This window comes from Morganella sp. HMSC11D09, assembly GCF_001807955.1.
GTDB lineage: Bacteria > Pseudomonadota > Gammaproteobacteria > Enterobacterales > Enterobacteriaceae > Morganella > Morganella morganii.
In genome coordinates this window covers 323238-341496 of the sequence record NZ_KV791711.1, presented here as the reverse complement: position 1 = coordinate 341496, position 18259 = coordinate 323238, and the positions used below count along the sequence as shown (strand labels likewise).

General features: G+C 53.3%; 19 protein-coding genes. 6 read left to right on the top strand and 13 right to left on the bottom strand.

Annotation, left to right across the window (positions count from 1 at the left end):
* Nucleotides 1–2: 2 nt before the first annotated feature.
* From mrdB to rsfS, 4 genes are read right to left on the bottom strand one after another with little or no spacing between them, the layout of a single operon-like run.
* Nucleotides 3–1115: a peptidoglycan glycosyltransferase MrdB gene (gene mrdB, locus HMPREF3119_RS17190; protein WP_070580400.1), complete on the bottom strand. Its 1113-nt coding sequence runs from the start codon at nucleotides 1113–1115 to the stop codon at nucleotides 3–5.
* A 5-nt stretch (nucleotides 1116–1120) separates the two neighbouring features.
* Nucleotides 1121–3001 (bottom strand): peptidoglycan DD-transpeptidase MrdA, encoded by a 1881-nt coding sequence (mrdA, locus tag HMPREF3119_RS17185; RefSeq protein ID WP_032099116.1) that lies wholly within the window; start codon nucleotides 2999–3001, stop codon nucleotides 1121–1123.
* 56 nt (nucleotides 3002–3057) lie between these two features.
* Nucleotides 3058–3528, bottom strand: a complete 471-nt coding sequence (gene rlmH, locus HMPREF3119_RS17180; RefSeq protein WP_004235593.1) for a 23S rRNA (pseudouridine(1915)-N(3))-methyltransferase RlmH — start codon at nucleotides 3526–3528, stop codon at nucleotides 3058–3060.
* Between the two features lie 3 nt (nucleotides 3529–3531).
* Nucleotides 3532–3858 (bottom strand): ribosome silencing factor, encoded by a 327-nt coding sequence (rsfS, locus tag HMPREF3119_RS17175; protein WP_004240847.1) that lies wholly within the window; start codon nucleotides 3856–3858, stop codon nucleotides 3532–3534.
* Between the two features lie 290 nt (nucleotides 3859–4148).
* On the opposite strand from rsfS, the gene HMPREF3119_RS17170 reads away from it, so the two are divergent.
* Nucleotides 4149–4676 (top strand): DUF1722 domain-containing protein, encoded by a 528-nt coding sequence (locus HMPREF3119_RS17170; RefSeq protein WP_015422537.1) that lies wholly within the window; start codon nucleotides 4149–4151, stop codon nucleotides 4674–4676.
* Here the strand turns inward: HMPREF3119_RS17170 and HMPREF3119_RS17165 are convergent.
* Nucleotides 4646–5005 (bottom strand): winged helix-turn-helix transcriptional regulator, encoded by a 360-nt coding sequence (locus tag HMPREF3119_RS17165; RefSeq protein WP_004240845.1) that lies wholly within the window; start codon nucleotides 5003–5005, stop codon nucleotides 4646–4648. The genes HMPREF3119_RS17170 and HMPREF3119_RS17165 overlap by 31 nt on opposite strands.
* Before the next feature lie 103 nt (nucleotides 5006–5108).
* Between HMPREF3119_RS17165 and HMPREF3119_RS17160 the strand changes: the two genes are divergently transcribed.
* Nucleotides 5109–5828: an SDR family oxidoreductase gene (locus tag HMPREF3119_RS17160; protein ID WP_004235596.1), complete on the top strand. Its 720-nt coding sequence runs from the start codon at nucleotides 5109–5111 to the stop codon at nucleotides 5826–5828.
* A 1-nt stretch (nucleotide 5829) separates the two neighbouring features.
* On the opposite strand, the gene nadD is transcribed toward HMPREF3119_RS17160, so the two are convergent.
* The 8 genes from nadD to HMPREF3119_RS17120 all read right to left on the bottom strand — a co-directional run bounded on the left by nadD (nucleotide 5830) and on the right by HMPREF3119_RS17120 (nucleotide 14112).
* A complete protein-coding gene (gene nadD, locus HMPREF3119_RS17155) occupies nucleotides 5830–6486 on the bottom strand; it encodes a nicotinate-nucleotide adenylyltransferase (protein WP_032099110.1) in 657 nt (218 codons plus the stop codon).
* The gene (holA, locus tag HMPREF3119_RS17150; protein WP_064483337.1) at nucleotides 6467–7510 is read right to left on the bottom strand and encodes a DNA polymerase III subunit delta; all 1044 of its coding nucleotides are present in this window, start codon (nucleotides 7508–7510) and stop codon (nucleotides 6467–6469) included. The genes nadD and holA overlap by 20 nt, the downstream gene beginning before the upstream one ends.
* Nucleotides 7507–8061, bottom strand: a complete 555-nt coding sequence (lptE, locus tag HMPREF3119_RS17145; protein ID WP_015422538.1) for an LPS assembly lipoprotein LptE — start codon at nucleotides 8059–8061, stop codon at nucleotides 7507–7509. The genes holA and lptE overlap by 4 nt, the downstream gene beginning before the upstream one ends.
* Nucleotides 8062–8075: 14 nt before the next feature.
* Nucleotides 8076–10658 (bottom strand): leucine--tRNA ligase, encoded by a 2583-nt coding sequence (gene leuS, locus HMPREF3119_RS17140; RefSeq protein WP_032099112.1) that lies wholly within the window; start codon nucleotides 10656–10658, stop codon nucleotides 8076–8078.
* A gap of 216 nt (nucleotides 10659–10874) precedes the next feature.
* A complete protein-coding gene (locus tag HMPREF3119_RS17135) occupies nucleotides 10875–11600 on the bottom strand; it encodes an amino acid ABC transporter ATP-binding protein (protein ID WP_004240836.1) in 726 nt (241 codons plus the stop codon).
* Nucleotides 11597–12274, bottom strand: coding sequence for a glutamate/aspartate ABC transporter permease GltK (gltK, locus tag HMPREF3119_RS17130; protein ID WP_004235602.1), 678 nt, complete (start codon nucleotides 12272–12274; stop codon nucleotides 11597–11599). Before gltK ends, HMPREF3119_RS17135 begins: the two co-directional genes overlap by 4 nt.
* Nucleotides 12274–13011, bottom strand: coding sequence for an amino acid ABC transporter permease (locus HMPREF3119_RS17125; protein WP_004235603.1), 738 nt, complete (start codon nucleotides 13009–13011; stop codon nucleotides 12274–12276). Before HMPREF3119_RS17125 ends, gltK begins: the two co-directional genes overlap by 1 nt.
* A gap of 198 nt (nucleotides 13012–13209) precedes the next feature.
* A complete protein-coding gene (locus tag HMPREF3119_RS17120; protein WP_064483336.1) occupies nucleotides 13210–14112 on the bottom strand; it encodes a glutamate/aspartate ABC transporter substrate-binding protein in 903 nt (300 codons plus the stop codon).
* 424 nt (nucleotides 14113–14536) lie between these two features.
* Between HMPREF3119_RS17120 and HMPREF3119_RS17115 the strand changes: the two genes are divergently transcribed.
* Genes HMPREF3119_RS17115 through HMPREF3119_RS17100 form a run of 4 tightly spaced genes read left to right on the top strand, consistent with a single transcriptional unit; the run spans nucleotide 14537 to nucleotide 18221 of the window.
* Complete coding sequence (locus HMPREF3119_RS17115) at nucleotides 14537–14905, top strand: hypothetical protein (RefSeq protein ID WP_004235607.1); 369 nt, start codon at nucleotides 14537–14539, stop codon at nucleotides 14903–14905.
* 57 nt (nucleotides 14906–14962) lie between these two features.
* Nucleotides 14963–16999: a protein-disulfide reductase DsbD family protein gene (locus HMPREF3119_RS17110; protein WP_070580419.1), complete on the top strand. Its 2037-nt coding sequence runs from the start codon at nucleotides 14963–14965 to the stop codon at nucleotides 16997–16999.
* Complete coding sequence (locus HMPREF3119_RS17105; protein WP_004235609.1) at nucleotides 16996–17724, top strand: DsbA family protein; 729 nt, start codon at nucleotides 16996–16998, stop codon at nucleotides 17722–17724. The genes HMPREF3119_RS17110 and HMPREF3119_RS17105 overlap by 4 nt, the downstream gene beginning before the upstream one ends.
* Nucleotides 17724–18221, top strand: a complete 498-nt coding sequence (locus tag HMPREF3119_RS17100; protein WP_004235610.1) for a protein disulfide oxidoreductase — start codon at nucleotides 17724–17726, stop codon at nucleotides 18219–18221. Before HMPREF3119_RS17105 ends, HMPREF3119_RS17100 begins: the two co-directional genes overlap by 1 nt.
* Nucleotides 18222–18259 lie beyond the last annotated feature (38 nt).

Sequence of the window (18259 nt, the reverse complement as noted above, 5' to 3'; positions counted from 1 at the left end):
TATTATAAGCTTTTTGACAGCATCTTACGGTGTGTATGAATTGACATGACAATACCAAACCCTGCCATTAATACAATCAGGGCGGAGCCGCCGTAACTCATCATCGGCAGCGGCACACCGACCACCGGCAGGATCCCGCTGACCATGCCGATATTCACAAACACATAGACAAAGAAGATGAGCATCAGACCGCCCACCATCACCCGTCCGAAGGTATTCTGGGCTCGGGCGGCAATCATCAGCCCGCGCATAATGATCAGCAGATAGAGTACCAGCAGGAAGATCACCCCGACCAGCCCCAGCTCTTCCGCGAGGACGGCAAAGATAAAGTCAGTATGACGTTCCGGCAGGAATTCCAGCTGGGATTGTGTGCCCAGCATCCAGCCTTTTCCGGCCAGTCCGCCGGAGCCGATGGCAATTTTTGACTGAATAATATGATAACCGGCACCGAGCGGGTCGGTTTCCGGATCGAGCAGCATCATCACGCGGCCGCGCTGGGAATCGTGCATCAGGAAAAACCAGAGCAGCGGAATAAAGGCGGCGAGCAGCAGCAGGGCTATCCCGATAAGGCGCCAGCTCATCCCGGCCAGGAACAGCACAAAAATACCGGAGGCGGCCACCAGGATGGATGTCCCGAGATCAGGCTGTGCGGCGACCAGCAGGGTCGGCACCACCACCAGCAGCAGGGCGATGGCGGTATTTTTCAGGGTCGGCGGACACTGGTCGCGGTTCATAAACCGCGCCACCATCAGCGGAACGGCAATTTTGGCAATCTCGGACGGCTGAAAACGGACAATCCCCAGATCCAGCCAGCGCTGCGCGCCTTTACTGATCTGCCCGAAGACATCCACAAAGACCAGCAGGATGACACAGACAATATAGAGGTGCGGTGCCCAGGTCTCATACACGCGGGGCGGGATCTGCGCCAGAACCAGCATAATGATGATACCGGAGAAAATCTGCCCGAGGCGGCGCTCCATCATTTCCGGATCCAGCCCGCTGGCACTCCACAGCACAAATGCACTGTAAACCAGCAGGATCAGCAGCAGCACCAGCAACGGGAAGTCGATGTGCATGCGGGTCATCAGGGATACTTTGCGCGGATTATCAGTCATGGGCATCACTCTGTTTCACTGCCGGGCGGTGATGGCGGAGCATCCGGCAGTACCGTGTTGTTATCACCCAGCAGGACGTGGTCAAGGATCTGGCGGACCAGAGTACCGACTGCCGGGCCTGCACCGCCGTTTTCCAGAATAATGGTCACCGCCACTTTCGGGTTATCGTACGGTGCGTAAGCAATCATTAATTTATGGTCGCGCAGGCGTTCCGCCAGTTTGCTGGCGTTATAGGTTTCGTAGCTGAACACCTGTGCTGTACCGGATTTGGCGGCTGCTTTGTACGGCGTACCGGCAAAGAATTTGCGGCCGGTGCCGTTCGGTGCGTTGGCCACGCCGAACATCCCGGACTTGGCCAGCTCCCAGTATCCGGAATGAATATCACCGATAGCAATATATTCTTTCTGCTCATACGGCAGCATACCGCTACCTTCTTTGGTGCCGAGCAGCAGGTGCGGTGTTTTCACCACACCATCATTTATCAGGGTATTAAGGGCTTTTGACATCTGGATCGGTGTTGATGTCCAGTATCCCTGGCCGATCCCGACCGGGATGGTATCGCCCTGATACCACTGTTTCTTATAGCGCCGCTGTTTCCATTCACGGGTCGGCATCACACCGTTGTACTCTTCCATCAGATCGATACCGGAATATTCGCCGTAACCGAAGCGGGTCATCCAGGCGGACAGACGGTCGATCCCCATGTCATACGCCACCTGATAGAAGAAGGTATCCGCTGATTCAATAATCGATTTCACTACGTTCAGGTTGCCGTGACCATAGCGTTTCCAGTCGCGGTAACGTTTTTCTGAGCCGGGCAACTGCCACCAGCCGGGATCAAAAATCGTGGTGTTACGGGTGATCACTTTTTCGCTGAGTGCCGCCACAGAAATAAATGGTTTCACGGTGGATGCCGGCGGATAGAGCCCCTGGGTGGTGCGGTTGATCAGCGGCCGATCCGGGTTATTGAGCAGGCCCCGGTAATCCGGGCCGGAAATGCCGTTCACAAACAGGTTCGGGTCATAACTCGGGTTGGACACCAGTGCCAGAATTTCGCCGTTGCGCGGATCACTCACCACGACAGCCGCACGGCTGGTGGTCAGCAGTTTTTCGATATACATCTGCAATTCAAGATCAATCGTCAGATAGATATCTTTCCCGGCCTGCGGTGCCTGCTCGTGTAACTGGCGGATCACGCGGCCGCGGCTGTTGACTTCCACTTCCTCATAGCCGGTTTTGCCGTGCAGGACGGATTCATAATAACGCTCAATACCCAGCTTACCGATATCATGAGTGGCGGCATAGTTCGGCAAAAGACCGTCTTTATCCAGGCGCTCGACATCTTTGTCGTTAATTTTTGCCACATAACCAATAACATGGGTCAGGGCGGAGCCGTAAGGGTAGAAACGGCGCTGATAGCCTTTGATTTCCAGTCCCGGGAAGCGGTACTGATTTACCGAAAACCGTGCCACCTGTATCTGGTTGAGCGGGGTTTTCAGCGGAATAGAGGTAAAGCGGCGGGAACGGCGGCGTTCTTTTTCATAATTCGCGATGTCTTCATCGGTCAGATCGACAATCTCGCGCAGCTCATTCAGTACGTCCGGCAGGTCAGTGACTTTCTCCGGCACGATTTCGAGCTGATAAATGGTTCTGTTTTCCGCCAGCAGCGTGCCTTTGCGGTCATAAATCAGACCCCGGCTCGGCGGAATAGGAACCAGTTTGATCCGGTTATCATTGGAACGGGTCTGATAATCTTCATGGCGGTTAATCTGGAGATGATAGAGATTCACCACCAGTACGGCAGATAAAATAACAATACCGATAAATGCAACCACCGCACGGCGGATAAACAGGGCGGATTCCGCGCTGTAATCGCGGAAGTCCATCCGTTGCTTGTGTTTTTTCTTATCGCCGTCAGGCGCGTTCAGACCGGGCACTGCGGTTATTCCCTGTGATACGGATGATTGGCAGTAATACTCCAGGCACGGTACAGACTCTCCGCGACCAGCACACGCACCAGCGGGTGCGGCAGGGTCAGCGGGGAGAGAGACCAGCTCTGTTCTGCGGCTGCTTTACAGGCAGGCGAAAGACCTTCCGGGCCGCCGATAAGCAGGCTGATGTTGCGTCCGTCCTGCTTCCAGCGTTCCAGTTGCCCGGCCAGCTGCGGGGTATCCCAGCGTGCGCCGGGAATATCCAGTGTGACAATCCGGTTGCCTTTGCCCGCCGCCGCCAGCATTAACTCACCTTCTTTTTCCAGGATCCGTTTGATGTCCGCGTTTTTTCCCCGCTTTCCGGCCGGGATTTCGGTCAGTTCAAACGGCATATCTTTCGGAAAACGATGGAGATAATCCTGAAATCCGGTTTCGACCCAGTCAGGCATTTTGGTGCCGACGGCAATGAGCTGTAACTTCAACACTCAGCTCCAGAGTTTCTCTAATTCATACATACGGCGGCTTTCATCCTGCATCACATGCACGATAGCTTCACCGAGATCGACAACAATCCAGTCGGAAATGCCCTGACCTTCCACGCCGAGCGGCATCATACCGGCCTGACGGCAGTCAGTGACAAGGTTATCGGCCACAGACGCCAGATGGCGGCTGGATGTGCCGGTACAGATAATCATGTGGTCGGTAATGCTGGATTTACCGCGTACATCAATAGTAATAATGTCCTGTGCTTTGGAGTCTTCGAGTTTATCAATAATAAACTCAAGTAATTCTGTGCCTTGCAAAAGGTTCACCTTATATTCCGGATAAATAGATAACAGAACACATCCCCGTCAGTCGTACCGCCGTGGCAGTTCCGGCGCGGGGTTGCTGTGTGCCGGGGGATAATCGCTATTTTACGTTACAGAGGGCAATTTTGCGAGGCTCACCCTGCGTTGCCGCCGGCACCGCAAGAATAACAGCGAACAGGGGGAATACAAAGCAGTAAAGATTAAAGAAATATCAGGAAATGTGCGGACAGGGAAAACAGAAACAGTGCGATTTGTACTATAGTCACTCCGTAACAGATAAAAAGGCGGAAAATATGACATATCAGCGACAACCGGAAAGTAGCGATGAGGATGCACTGTGGCGGCAGAGGGCGCGGCAGGAACTGATTCAGGCACTGAATCCGCCGCTCAGTGCGGGCGGGCTGATCCGTCTGCACAGTCGTTACAAATATGCGCTGATGGCATATTCACCACAGTTATATAAAAGCAGCGGACGGCTGTTGTCACAGGCAGGAAAACTTTCCCCGGCGGAACTGGCGGAAACGGCGGCGGTCTGGCAGCAGGCGCTGCTTACCGCATTTTCACAGCCTGCGACCCGCGCCAATATGACCAATGCACTGATGCATATGCAGGGCTATTTCAAACGTTTACTGAGCCCGGCAGAAAAGCAGCAGATGAGTGCGGCGATTGAAACTTACCGAACCGGCACCGGCTCTGCGGAGGCGGTGAAACATCTGTTGCTCACCACTGCCCGCCACTATCAGACAGATTATCTGTGTGATCAGGCAATACTGCAGCCGGTAACAGCGGCTCAGTCACACTCCGGGCGCAGCAGTGTGTAGCGGTCGCCCATATTCTCATAACCCCAGTCACACATCAGCAGCAGAATCGGGATCAGGGAACGGCCTTTGTCTGTAATAGTATATTCCACGCGGGGCGGCACTTCGGCAAAGACCGTCCGGGTCAGCAGGCCGTCCGCTTCCATCTCGCGTAATTGATTGGTTAATGTTTTTTGTGAAATATTGACAATATAAGCCCGTATTTCCCCGAAACGCTGAACGGTTTTTTCAGATAATAAATTTAATATTAACGGTTTATATTTCCCGCCGATAACAGACAGCGTAACTTCTATTTCACTGACCACTACAATTTTCTTTATTTTATCGTCCATTAGTTACCTGCAGGTTACTTTGTGAAATAAATCTGCCTTCTTGATATATGTAAAGCAAGGCATAAAATCATGCAACTTTATTTATATTCTCAGGATAAATGCAATGAAAAAATTAGTGGTTATTACCGGCGCCAGTTCCGGTATCGGTGAATCTGTGGCAAAACGGATGAGTCAGGCCGGACATCCGGTCTTATTACTGGCCCGCCGCAGTCAGATTACCGAAGGGTTTCATCTGCCGGACAGCCTGTGCCGCAGCGTGGATGTGACGGATCTTGCGGCAATGAAAGCTGCCATCGCAGAAGCAGAAAGCCTGTACGGTAAAACAGATTTATTAATTAACTGTGCGGGCGTTATGCTGCTGGATAATCCGTATGATCAGGATTATGCAGAATGGCAGCAAATGGTGGATGTGAATATTAACGGTGTTCTGACCGGGATTAATATTGTATTGCGCGATATGGTTTCACGTCAGGAAGGAACCATTATTAATATCAGTTCAATTGCCGGACGAAAAACATTCCCGAGCCATTCAGTCTATTGCGGAACCAAATTTGCCGTTCATGCGATAACGGAAAATATCCGTGAAGAAGTGGCATCAGCGAATGTCCGTTTAATTACCATTGCGCCGGGTGTGGTGGAAACGCCGTTATTAAGTCATACCACCAATGAGGAAATTAAGCAGAATTACCAGACCTGGAAAAAAGAGATTCAGTCAGGCCTGGATCCGGAAAAAATCGCGGATTGTATTCAGTTTGCTTATCAGCAACCGCAGGATGTGTGCATCCGTGAGATTGTAATTGCCAAAACCCGGCAGGCCGGGTGAGTCAGCGGTACAGTCCCTGTGCCAGAATGTAGTCCTGAACGGCGGGGGCCAGCTGATCGCTGCAGTCCTCGCCGTTTTTCAGCCGTTCGCGGATATTGGTGGCAGAAATCGGAAACAGAGGGGTATCAGCCAGGAAAATATAACCGCACGGTCGTTTGTGCAGGCTTTCCGGCGTAGTGACCAGATGCTGCACAAACCAGTCAGCCAGCCGTTCGGACGGAAAATCGAGTGAATATCCCGGCCGTTTGCAGACCAGAATATGGCACAGGGTCAGAATCTTGTCCCATTCATGCCAGGTATCAATCGTGAGCAGGGAATCCTGACCAATGATAAAAGCCAGCGGCCGCCGTGAACCAATCTCAGCCCGGTACTGACGCAGTGTTTCCACCGTATAGGAGAGGGCATCGCGGCGCAGTTCGCGGTCGTCCACCAGAAACAGCGGGTCTCCGCTGACGGCCAGTTGTGCCATCATCAGCCGCTGTTTTGCATCCGCTTTCGGCTGCGGACGGTGCGGCGGGACATTGTTCGGCAGTAAAATCACCTGTTCCAGACCGGCTTCCGATGCCATGGCTTTCACGGTATTAATGTGTGCCTGGTGGATCGGGTCAAATGTGCCGCCGTACAGCGCCAGAATCCGGTTATCCGCGTTGTTCGTCATAGAGGATCTGTCCTGTCTGTGCTTTACCGCTCAGGAGCAGTGTCAGTGTCAGTAAGTCATCACTTACGGATTGTCCGTAATCCTGCTTGAGGCGGATTTCAATACGGGTGATCAGGGATATCGCCACCTGCAGGGTATGCGCATCAAGGCGATCCAGGGCTTCGGTTATCATACCGCGGCGGTTCTGCCAGATACGGTGCTTGTCAAACAGTGTGCGCAGCGGCTGGTTTCGGTTTTCGCGCTGTAATGTCAGTAACTGCATCACTTCCCGCTGGACGGTGCGCAGCAGGATCACCGGTTCGTTATCTTCCGCCAGCAGCTGAGTCAGGATATGACAGGCGCGTTTGCTTTTTCCGGCCAGCAGGGCATCCACCCAGTGATACGGGGTAAAGTGAGCCGCATCATTCACCGCTGCTTCCACACGGGGCAGTGTAAGTTTGCCGTCGGGATAGATAAGCGCCAGCCGGGAGAGAGCCTGTGACAGCGCCAGCAGATTGCCTTCGTAGCAATAGCAGAGCAGGCGGACAGCCTGTTCATCCGGTTGCAGTTGTAACAGAGCTGCCCGCGCGGTGACCCACTGCGGCAGTCGGTTCAGTTCCGGGGTCATGCAGGCGATATAGACGCCATCCTGTGCCAGCGCTTTAAACCAGGCGCTGTTTTCCTGGGCTTTGGTCAGTTTATGGCCGCGCAGTATCAGCAGCAGATCCGGATGTAACTGCCCGGCCAGCCGGAGAAGCTGTTCGCCCATTGCGGCATTGGGGCCGTTTTCCGGCAGATACAGGGTGAGTGTCTGCCGTCCGGCAAACAGACTGAGTGACCGGCAGACAGAAAAAATCGCATCCCAGTCAGTATGTTGTTCAAGAGAAAAGGTGAAGTGCTCGTCAAATCCCTGTTCCTGCGCCGCATGGCGGATAGCATCCCGGGATTCCTGGAGCAGTAACGGCTCGTTCCCCCAGAGGAGGTAACGTTCACGCAGCCCCGAACGGAGCTGCGTGATGAGTTGCTCAGGTGAAACTTTTATCATGCCTTCGGTGCGACAATCTCAGCCGCTTCAGCATTTTCAGCCTGTTTCTGTTGTTCGGACGGCTGGATAATCAGCAGTTTACGAACCAGACGGGCGGCTGCCTGCTCACGCATTTCCTGGCGGATCATATCTTTTTCCGCATCTTTTGCGAGTGCTTCCAGCGGGTTATCGAAGAATGAACGGTCAACGCGGACATTGATCGGATAAACCGACCCGTTCGGCATAATGACCTGGGCATTCAGGTAATAAACCAGCTCTTTCTCAGCGGCTTTACCGTCCTGGAAAATCGATACTGTCTCTTCCGAACCTTCGGAAGAACTGGTGATCTTCAGAACCGGGATGGTGGCATCACCACCTTCAATAATCTGAACGTTATTCAGCAGCAGTTGCTGGCGGATAGCACGGGTTTGTTCGCCATACGGATCACCGGTGCTGATTTGCAGTTTCTGCAGTTCAGGCGGGATTTGCGTGGTGCCGCGCAGATGGAAGCCGCAGCCTGCGGTGACCAGCACCGCAAGCCCGAGCAACAGCGTGATAATGCGATGTCGCACGATATCTCCTTAAATTAACCCACGACCAGGTTCAGTAATTTACCCGGCACATAAATGACTTTGCGAACACTCACACCTTCGAGGTATTTCGCCACATTAGCTTCCTGCGAGGCCAGCGCCATGACCGCATCCTGCTCCGCATCGGCGGCAACGGTGATACGGCCGCGGACTTTACCGTTGATCTGGATAACAATCAGTTTGGTATCGTCAATCATCGCTTCTTCGCTGGCGACCGGCCACTGTGCATCATCCACATCCGTTTCGTGACCCAGTGCTTTCCACAGGGTAAAACCGGCGTGCGGGATAATCGGCGACAGCATACGGATAACCGCATCCAGCGCTTCCTGCATCAGTGCGCGATCCTGCTCTGTTTCCTGAGGTGCGCGCTGCAGTTCATTGAGCAGTTCCATAATCGCCGCGATGGCGGTGTTGAACTGCTTACGGCGGCCGGCGTCATCGCTGACTTTGGCAATGGTTTTGTGCAGTGAGCGGCGCAGATCTTTCTGTTCCGGTGTCAGGCTGCTGATATCCAGCGGCGCGGTTTTGCCTTTCTGAACATGCTCATACACCAGACGCCATACACGGCGGATAAAGCGGTTCGCGCCTTCCACGCCGGATTCCTGCCACTCCAGGGTCAGTTCCGGTGGTGCCGCAAACATCATAAACAGACGAACGGTATCCGCGCCGTATTTTTCCACCATAATCTGCGGATCAACGCCGTTGTTCTTCGATTTTGACATTTTGCTCATGCCGGTGTGAACCAGCTCGCGGCCTTCTTTATCTGTTGCCTTGATGATACGGTTTTTATCATCACGCTCAAGAATGGCATCTTCCGGAGACACCCATACGCGGTGGCCGTCAGTGTCGGTGTAATAGAAGGAATCAGCCAGTACCATGCCCTGACACAGCAGGTTTTTCGCCGGTTCATTTGAGTTCACCAGACCGGCATCACGCATCAGTTTGTGGAAGAAGCGGAAATACATCAGGTGCATAATCGCGTGTTCGATACCGCCGATATACTGATCGACCGGCAGCCAGTAGTTAGCCGCAGCCGGATCCAGCATGCCTTTGTCATAGTCCGGGCAGCAGTAACGGGCGTAATACCAGGAGGATTCCATAAAGGTATCGAAAGTATCGGTTTCACGCAGCGCAGGCTGACCGTTGATGGTGGTTTTTGCCCACTCCGGATCGGCTTTAATCGGGCTGGTGATGCCGTCCATGACCACATCTTCCGGCAGAATAACCGGTAACTGATCTTCAGGAACCGGAACCACGGTGCCATCTTCCAGGGTTGCCATCGGGATTGGTGCGCCCCAGTAACGCTGACGGGAAACCCCCCAGTCACGCAGACGGTAGTTGACTTTGCGCTCGCCGACGCCGAGTGCCACCAGTTTGTCCGCAATTGCGTTAAAACCGGCGGTGTAATCCAGACCATCGAACTCACCTGAATTGAACAGGGTGTTTTTGCCGGTCATTGCTGCTTCACTGATATCCGGTGCGTTACCGTCTTCGCCCAGGATGACCGGCTTGATTGGTAAACCGTATTTGGTGGCGAATTCCCAGTCGCGCTGATCGTGCGCCGGAACGGCCATAACGGCGCCGGTACCGTATTCCATCAGGACAAAGTTGGCGACCCAGACCGCGACTTTTTCACCGGTCAGCGGGTGAATGGCAAACATACCGGTTGCCATGCCTTTTTTCTCCATCGTGGCCATTTCAGCTTCGGCCACTTTGGTATTACGGCACTCATCGATAAAGGTTTTCAGTTCAGGATTGTTCTGTGCAGCCTGCTGTGCCAGCGGATGACCCGCCGCTACCGCCAGATAAGTGACACCCATAAAGGTATCCGGACGGGTGGTGTAGACACTCAGTTTTTCGGTGCTGTCCGCGACATCAAAGGTGATTTCCACACCTTCGGAACGGCCGATCCAGTTGCGCTGCATGGTTTTGACCTGCTCCGGCCAGTCTTCCAGCGTATCCAGATCATTGAGGAGTTCTTCGGCATAAGCGGTGATTTTGATAAACCACTGCGGGATCTCTTTGCGCTCAACCGGGGTATCACAACGCCAGCAGCAGCCGTCGATAACCTGCTCGTTGGCAAGCACCGTCAGGTCATGCGGACACCAGTTCACGGCGGAAGTCTTCTTATACGCCAGACCTTTTTCATACAGCTTGGTGAAGAACCACTGTTCCCAGCGGTAATATTCCGGCGTACAGGTGGTGACTTCGCGATCCCAGTCGTAGGCGAAACCCAGCTTTTTCAGCTGCTGTTTCATGTATTCGATATTGGCATAGGTCCACGGTGCCGGTGCGGTATTGTTTTTTACCGCCGCGCCTTCCGCAGGCAGACCGAACGCATCCCAGCCAATCGGCTGTAAAACGTTTTTACCCAGCATGCGCTGGTAACGTGACATCACATCACCCAGGGTGTAGTTACGTACGTGGCCCATGTGTAGTCGTCCTGAAGGGTATGGCAGCATAGACAGGCAGTAGTATTTCTCTTTACTGTTATCTTCAGTCACTTTAAATGTTTGTTTTTCCTGCCAGTGACTCTGGACTTGTTGCTCTATGTCTTCGGGACGATATTGTTCTTGCATGGCACCGGTATTCCTGTGGTGATGAACTGCCGGACACGGACTGACGACCAGACCGGGCGGACAGCATGAAAATATTGGGTTTCGTTAATTTCTGACCCGTTAGCATAGCCGATATGCCCCTGAGGGAACAACAGTTAAGGGCGTAAAGGGATGAAAAAAGCAGGGGAATGATAAAGAGAAGAAGAAAGGCCGGTCTGTGACCGGCCGGTCAGAACATCAGTGCAGAATCTTGGCAAGAAAATCTTTGGCACGCTCGGATTTCGGGTTGGCAAAGAAATCGTCTTTTCTGCTGTCCTCGACGATTTTGCCCTCATCCATAAAAATTACACGGTCCGCCACTTTACGGGCAAAGCCCATTTCGTGGGTGACCACCATCATTGTCATGCCTTCGTGCGCCAGTTCAACCATAACGTCCAGTACTTCGTTGATCATTTCCGGGTCGAGGGCGGATGTCGGCTCATCAAACAGCATGGCGACAGGATCCATACACAGGGCGCGGGCGATAGCCACACGCTGCTGCTGCCCGCCGGACAACTGGGACGGGAATTTATCCGCATGGGCAGACAGACCGACGCGCTCCAGCAGTTTCAGTCCTTTTTCTTTTGCTGCCGCTTTATCGCGTCCCAGCACTTTTACCTGTGCCAGGGTCAGGTTTTCCACAATGGAGAGGTGCGGGAACAGCTCAAAGTGCTGGAATACCATGCCGACTTTGGAGCGCAGTTTCGCCAGGTTGGTGCGTTTGTCATTCACCTGAATATCATTGACGAAAATTTCACCCTGCTGCACCGGCTCAAGGCCGTTAACGGTTTTTATCAGCGTGGATTTACCGGAGCCGGACGGGCCGCACACCACAACCACTTCCCCTTTTTTGACTTCGGTCGAGCAGTCGGTTAAGACACGGAACTGACCGTACCATTTGGAGATATTTTTCAGGGAGATCATGACACAGTCCTTCTCTTGAGATAATTAACCAGCATTGACGCACCAAAGCTGATAACAAAATAAACCGCACCCGCAAACAGCACCATTTCGATTTGTGTTCCGTCACGCTCGCCGATATTGCTGGCGGTGCGGAAGAAATCGGTCAGGCTGAGCACATACACCAGCGAGGTATCCTGGAACAGGACGATTCCCTGGGTCAGCAGCAGCGGGATCATCGCGCGGAATGCCTGCGGCAGAACCACCAGGCGCATGGTCTGCATTTTGGTCATACCGAGGGCGAGTGAGGCGGATGTTTGTCCCCGTGACACACTCTGAATCCCGGCGCGGATAATTTCAGCATAATACGCAGCTTCAAACAGGGAAAACGCTACCATAGCTGAGATCAGACGGATATCTGTTTTTGGTGATATGCCAAGAACATTTTGGACTAAGTTAGGCACAATCAGATAGAACCATAACAGCACCATTACCAGCGGAACGGAGCGGAAGGCGTTCACATAGAGAGCAGCCAGCCAGCTTACAATCTTTATGGATGACAGGCGCATCATAGCCAGTATCGTGCCCCACAGGATGCCGATAACAATCGCTGTAACTGTGATTTTCGCCGTAATAACCAGCCCCTGTAACAGGAACGGCATACCCGGCATCACCGAACTCCAGTCAAATTCGTACATCAGTGGCCTCCTGTCCCGGGCAGACGCACCCGTTTTTCCAGTAAATGCATGGCCAGCATAATAATAACGTTGATGCCGACATAGGCGAGGGTGATTGCGGTAAAGGACTCATAGGCTCTGGCGGAATAATCCAGTAACTTCCCGGCCTGCGCGGCCATATCGACCAGCCCGATAGTGGAGGCGATGGCGGAGTTTTTCACCAGATTGAGCATTTCCGATGTCATCGGCGGAATAATCACGCGGTAGGCATTCGGCAGCAGCACATAGCGGTAAGTCTGCGGCAGTGTCAGCCCCATTGCCAGCCCGGCGGCTTTCTGGCCGCGCGGCAGTGACTGAATGGCGGCACGTACCTGTTCGGTCATACGGGCGGCGGTAAACAGCCCCAGACAGAGGGTGGAGGAAATAAAGAACTGGATATTCGGGTCGAGATCCATTTTAAACCAGTCGCGCAGGGACGACGGCAGGAACTCCGGGATCACCAGATACCAGGTGAAGAACTGGACGATCAGCGGCACATTACGGAAAATTTCCACATAAATGGTGCCGAGCGAGGAGAGAAACTTATTCGGTACCGTACGGAGAATACCGAACAGGGATCCCACCAGAAAGGCGATAATCCAGGCACAGATTGACAGCAGCACAGTGACCTTCAGGCCGGACAGGATCCAGCCGAGGTAAGTGGTGTTGCCGAAGGGGGCGGGCTGAAAAAAGATGCCCCAGTCCCAGTTAGCTGACATAGCGCGGCTCCCGGTAAAAGAACGAACTCCCTGTATAAGACGGATAACCAGTGGTTACCGGACAGACAGTGTGTTTGCATGCAACGGACTGTGGTTTATCGTCCGCGCCCGCGTCAGTTGTGAACGCGGGCGCGGCGGTCTTAGTTATATCCTCAGTCCGGACGGCGCAGCCGGTCAGGCTGTCAGCCGCCGTGGTGGTTATTCAAAGGCCTTGTCATTCGGCGCTTTGAACAGCCCTTTCATTTCATCGGATAATTCAAAGTTCAGGTTGAGGTTCTTAGGCGGAATCGGCTGTTTGAACCAGCGGGTGTAGGATTTCTCAGCCTCACCGGAGGTTTGTGCATCAGAAACCGTTTTATCGATCAGGGCTTTGAACTGCGGATCATCTTTGCGCAGCATACAGCCGTAGGCTTCTTCGGACTGCGGTGTGCCGACAATCACCCAGTTATCCGGTTTTTTCGCTTTGGCGCGCTCACCGGCCAGCAGGGCATCATCCATCATAAAGGCGACCGCACGGCCGGATTCCAGGGTGCGGAAGGCATCCCCGTGATCTTTGGCGCTGATAATGCGCATCTTCATCTGCTTCTCATCATTGAGTTTGTTGAGCAGCATTTCAGACGTGGTACCGGATGTGACCACCACGTTTTTCCCGGCGAGATCGGCAAAGTCTTTGATACCGGAGTCTTTACCGGTCAGCAGACGGGTACCGACCACAAAAATAGTATTGGAGAAAGCGGCCTGCTGCTGGCGGGCCAGGTTGTTGGTGGTGGAGCCGCACTCGAAATCGAATGTGCCGTTCTGTAACAGCGGGATACGGTTCTGAGAGGTCACCGGAATTAGTTTGACCTGTAAATCCGGCTTATTCAGGGTCTTTTTCACTGCATCAACAATATGGTTGGAGTAATCCTGGGAATAGCCGACCACCTTTTGCTGGTTATCATAATAAGAGAAGGGTACGGAGGATTCGCGGTGACCGACAACAATCACGCCGCTGTCATTGATTTTTTTCAGTGTACCGGCCAGCTCTTCAGCAGAAACCGCCGCACTGGCAAGCGCGGCTCCGGTGACCAGTACAGACAAAACTAACTTGCGCATAAACAACTCCTTTTCGGGAAACGGTATAAGGACGTGTATTGCTCTTGTGTTTGTATTGTTAAAAATAGAACATAATTGTTAATTAATGGAAGTTAATTTGTTTTAAATCGGGAGATCCCTCTCACTCTGTCAGATAAAGATGTGCAAGTTACACACAGAACGTACACTCACATTAAATTATGATATTTTTAGTTGATTTGGTTTTATGTGCTGATATTGGGGTGATTATTAACCTGTTAATGGTTGTTGTTACTGTCAGGCGGGATGCTGTTATGGCCGGGAAGTGCTATTGTGTCATAATCCGCTGTTGTAACAATTCTGCTGTGCGGCGGTAACATCACATTGCGGTTAAATGTGTAAAGTTATGGTTATCCGGTTGTCTGAAATCGCAGGCTGTGTAAGATAGGCGGTAACTATCGGGGAGCGGGCTATGCTGAAGCAACGCAGGCAGGGTTATCTGCTGCTGTTTTTCACATTATTCTTTATCCTGTTGTGTCTGACACAACGGATGTCTGGTGCGCCGCGCATCAGTCTGAGCCCGTCTGCGGATTTCACTACCCCGGTGCTGCTGAGTGATACGGAAACCGGCAGCGCCAATCCCGGTGGTACCTGTGATATCAGCGCCAAGTCGCTGAGTACCGTGCCGCAGTTCCCGGCAGAACCTCTCTTTTTTGCCCTTCTTTTCTTCGTCATGACCTCGGTGATAGTTCCTGTCCGTTACCGTTCGCGCTCGTGGCGTCAGCATATCCCGCCGATGCGGCTGCGCAGGCATCTCCATTTCTGTGTGATGAGGGATTAGCAACCGGCAATCTGTGTATTGTCGGGTTTTTTGCTTAATTCGGAGATGAAAAAAATTATGCGTTCTGTATTAACAGCGTTTGTGCTGTTTTTGTTCACGCTGACCACTGTGCATGCGGCTGATACCGGCTGGACCGAAATGCCGCACAATGATCACGCCCGTGTCAGAGTCACATCAGATCAGTGGAAAGACGGAAAACTGCGTCTGCTGCTGGCGGTTGAATTACAACCCGGCTGGAAAACCTACTGGCAGTCGCCGGGAGAGGGGGGCGTTGCTCCTGAACTGACATGGCAGGAGGCCTCCGCCGGAACACAGTGGTTCTGGCCCGCACCTCAGCGTTTTGACGTCGCCGGGCTCTCCACCCAGGGCTACGGCGGCAGTGTGGTGTTCCCGCTGGAAGTCACGGCGGCTCAGGCGCTGCCGGTGCTCAGCGGGACACTGACCTTATCCACATGCAGTAATGTCTGTATCCTGACCGATTATCCGGTCTCACTGGATACCTCAGAACCCGCGCCGGACGATTTTGACCGTCAGTATGCGATGGCCATGCAGCAGGTGCCGCAGACCGGCGGTGATATCACCACCGGCGGCAGCCGGGTGAACGGCGGGACGCTGACGATGGCACTGCACCGCCCGGGCGGCTGGCAGGATCCGCAGCTGTTTTTTAATGCGGATAAAGAAACCATTTTTGCCGCACCGTCATTTACGATTTCCGGGGATAATCTCACCGCCACCGTTAAAGTAACGGATGACTGGGGGGAAATACCGTCAGATCTGAACGGAAAACCGCTGTCGGTCGTTGTGACAGACGGCCCGGCAGCGCAGGCGCTCACCACGGTGATCGGCAGCGGACCGGATATTGCGGCCGAATCCGGCAGTGATACCTCCTTTATTATGTTGCTGCTGTTTGCATTGCTGGGCGGGCTGATCCTCAACGTTATGCCGTGTGTTCTGCCGGTGCTGGCGATGAAACTCGGCGCTGTGCTGTATGTGGAAAACCGTGAGCGGCGGATGATCCGCACCCAGTTCCTGGTCTCCTCCTCCGGTATTATGGTCTCCTTCTGGATCCTCGCGGCGCTGGTGTCGGTATTACGCCTGACACAAAGTGCGGTCGGCTGGGGTATTCAGTTCCAGAACCCGTGGTTCCTCGGCTTTATGGTGGTGGTAACTTTACTGTTCAGTGCCAATCTGTTCGGTGTTTTTTCTATCCGTCTGAGCAGTAATGCAACCACAAAACTGGCGACTGCGGGCGGCAAAGGGATGCGCGGCCACTTTATGGAAGGTATGTTTGCCACGCTGCTGGCAACCCCCTGTACCGCGCCGTTCCTCGGCACCGCCGTTGCGTTTGCGCTGGTGGCTCCGTATTCACAGCTGTGGATGATTTTTACCGCGCTGGGGCTGGGGATGAGCCTGCCGTGGCTGCTGATCGCCGCGTTTCCGGGAATTGCCCGGGCGCTGCCGAAACCGGGCCGCTGGATGAACGGCCTGCGTCTGGTGCTGGGTGGCATGATGTTTATTACGGCACTGTGGCTGATCAGTCTGCTGATCCCGCACACCGGGCCGGAAACCGCTGCCGTGATGGTGGGAGTTGTGCTGCTGGTACTTGCGCTGCTGGCTTTCCGCCGTACCGGTATTAAGCGGGGATCTGCGGCACTGGTGGCACTGCTGGTGGCAGGAGGTGTCTGGGCCGGTATCAATATGACGGATGACCGGCAGCAGAGCCTGGTCAGTGATCAGGTGGACTGGCAGCCGCTGACGGAAGAGGCGGTGAACACCGCGCTTTCTCAGGGGAAACGGGTTTTTGTGGATGTGACCGCCGAATGGTGCGTGACCTGCAAAGCAAACAAATACAATGTATTATTACGCGATGATGTTCAGGACGCACTCCGTGAACCGGATGTTGTCGCACTGCGCGGGGACTGGACAAAACCGTCACCGGATATTAATGCGTTTTTACAGAAACGCGGGCATCTGGCTGTGCCGTTTAATCAGATTTACGGCCCTGCTTTACCTGATGGTGAAATCTTGTCACCATTGCTGGATAAAGAAACACTCTTACATCTGTTAAATCAGTCACAAGGAATTGAACCATGAAAAAAACACTCGCGGCTTTAATGATTGCTCCGCTTATCTTTACAGCCACAGCTCATGCGGCCGCTTTTACCGCTGACCAGGAAGCGCAGGTGCGTGAATTGGTTCGTGACACGCTGGTCAAAAACCCGGAAATTCTGGAAGAAGCGATTATGGCGCTTCAGCAGAAACAGACCGAAAAACAGACCGCACAGATGAAAGATGCTGTTAAAGCCAATGCTGACGCGCTGTTTAATGATAAATACACGCCGCGTATCGGTTCAAAATCACCGAAACTGACCATCGTGTCTTTCACCGATTACAACTGCCCGTACTGCAAGCGTTTTGATCCGCAGCTGGAAGCGATGGTGAAAAAATACCCTGACGTGGCAGTTGTCTTCAAACTGCTGCCGTTCAAAGGGGAAAGTTCCCTGAATGCCAGCCGTGCCGCACTTTCTGTATGGGAAAGCAAGCCGGAAGCATTTGCACCGCTGCATAACCGACTGATGCAGAAGAAAACCGCACTGACTCAGGATGACATCAACAGCGCACTGAAAACCGCCAAAGCCGGTGATGTGAAAGTCACTGATAACAGTATGAATACCATGCGTATGAATATGATGCTGGCAGAGCAGTTAGGTGTTCAGGGAACCCCTGCAACGCTGATTGGTGATGTGATGCTGCCGGGTGCCGTGGATGAAGCACAGCTGGATGCCATCATTAAGGAACAGCTGGCTAAGGTTAAATAATGCGGTTACTGCGCAGATGGGGAAAGGAATTTCTCCTGCTGCTGGTGATTTTATTTATTGCGTCACAGGCGATGGACTACTGGCGCAAACCGCAGGCACCGGATTTAAACACGGTGCCTTCGCTGACACTGACAGATGGCACACCGGTGTCCATTGCGCAGATGAGTGCGGAAAAACCGCTGTTGGTCTACTTCTGGGCATCCTGGTGCGGGATCTGCAAACTGACCTCGCCGTCAGTCAGCGAACTGTCTGAGTCTGGCTACAATGTGGTGACGGTTGCTATCCGCTCCGGTGAAGATGACCGGCTGGCGAAAGGGATGGCAGCGAAAGGTTACTATTTTCCGGTGATTAATGATCCGGATGGCCGTATCTCTCAGCTCTGGGGTGTGAATGTCACGCCGACTTTTGTGATTTATCACAAAGGGGAGATAGTCAGTTACACCAGCGGCTGGACCAGTCAGTTGGGGATGATGGCACGGTTGTGGCTGGCGAAGTAATCAGTCTGAAATGAAAAATCCCGCGGTGAGCAATCACG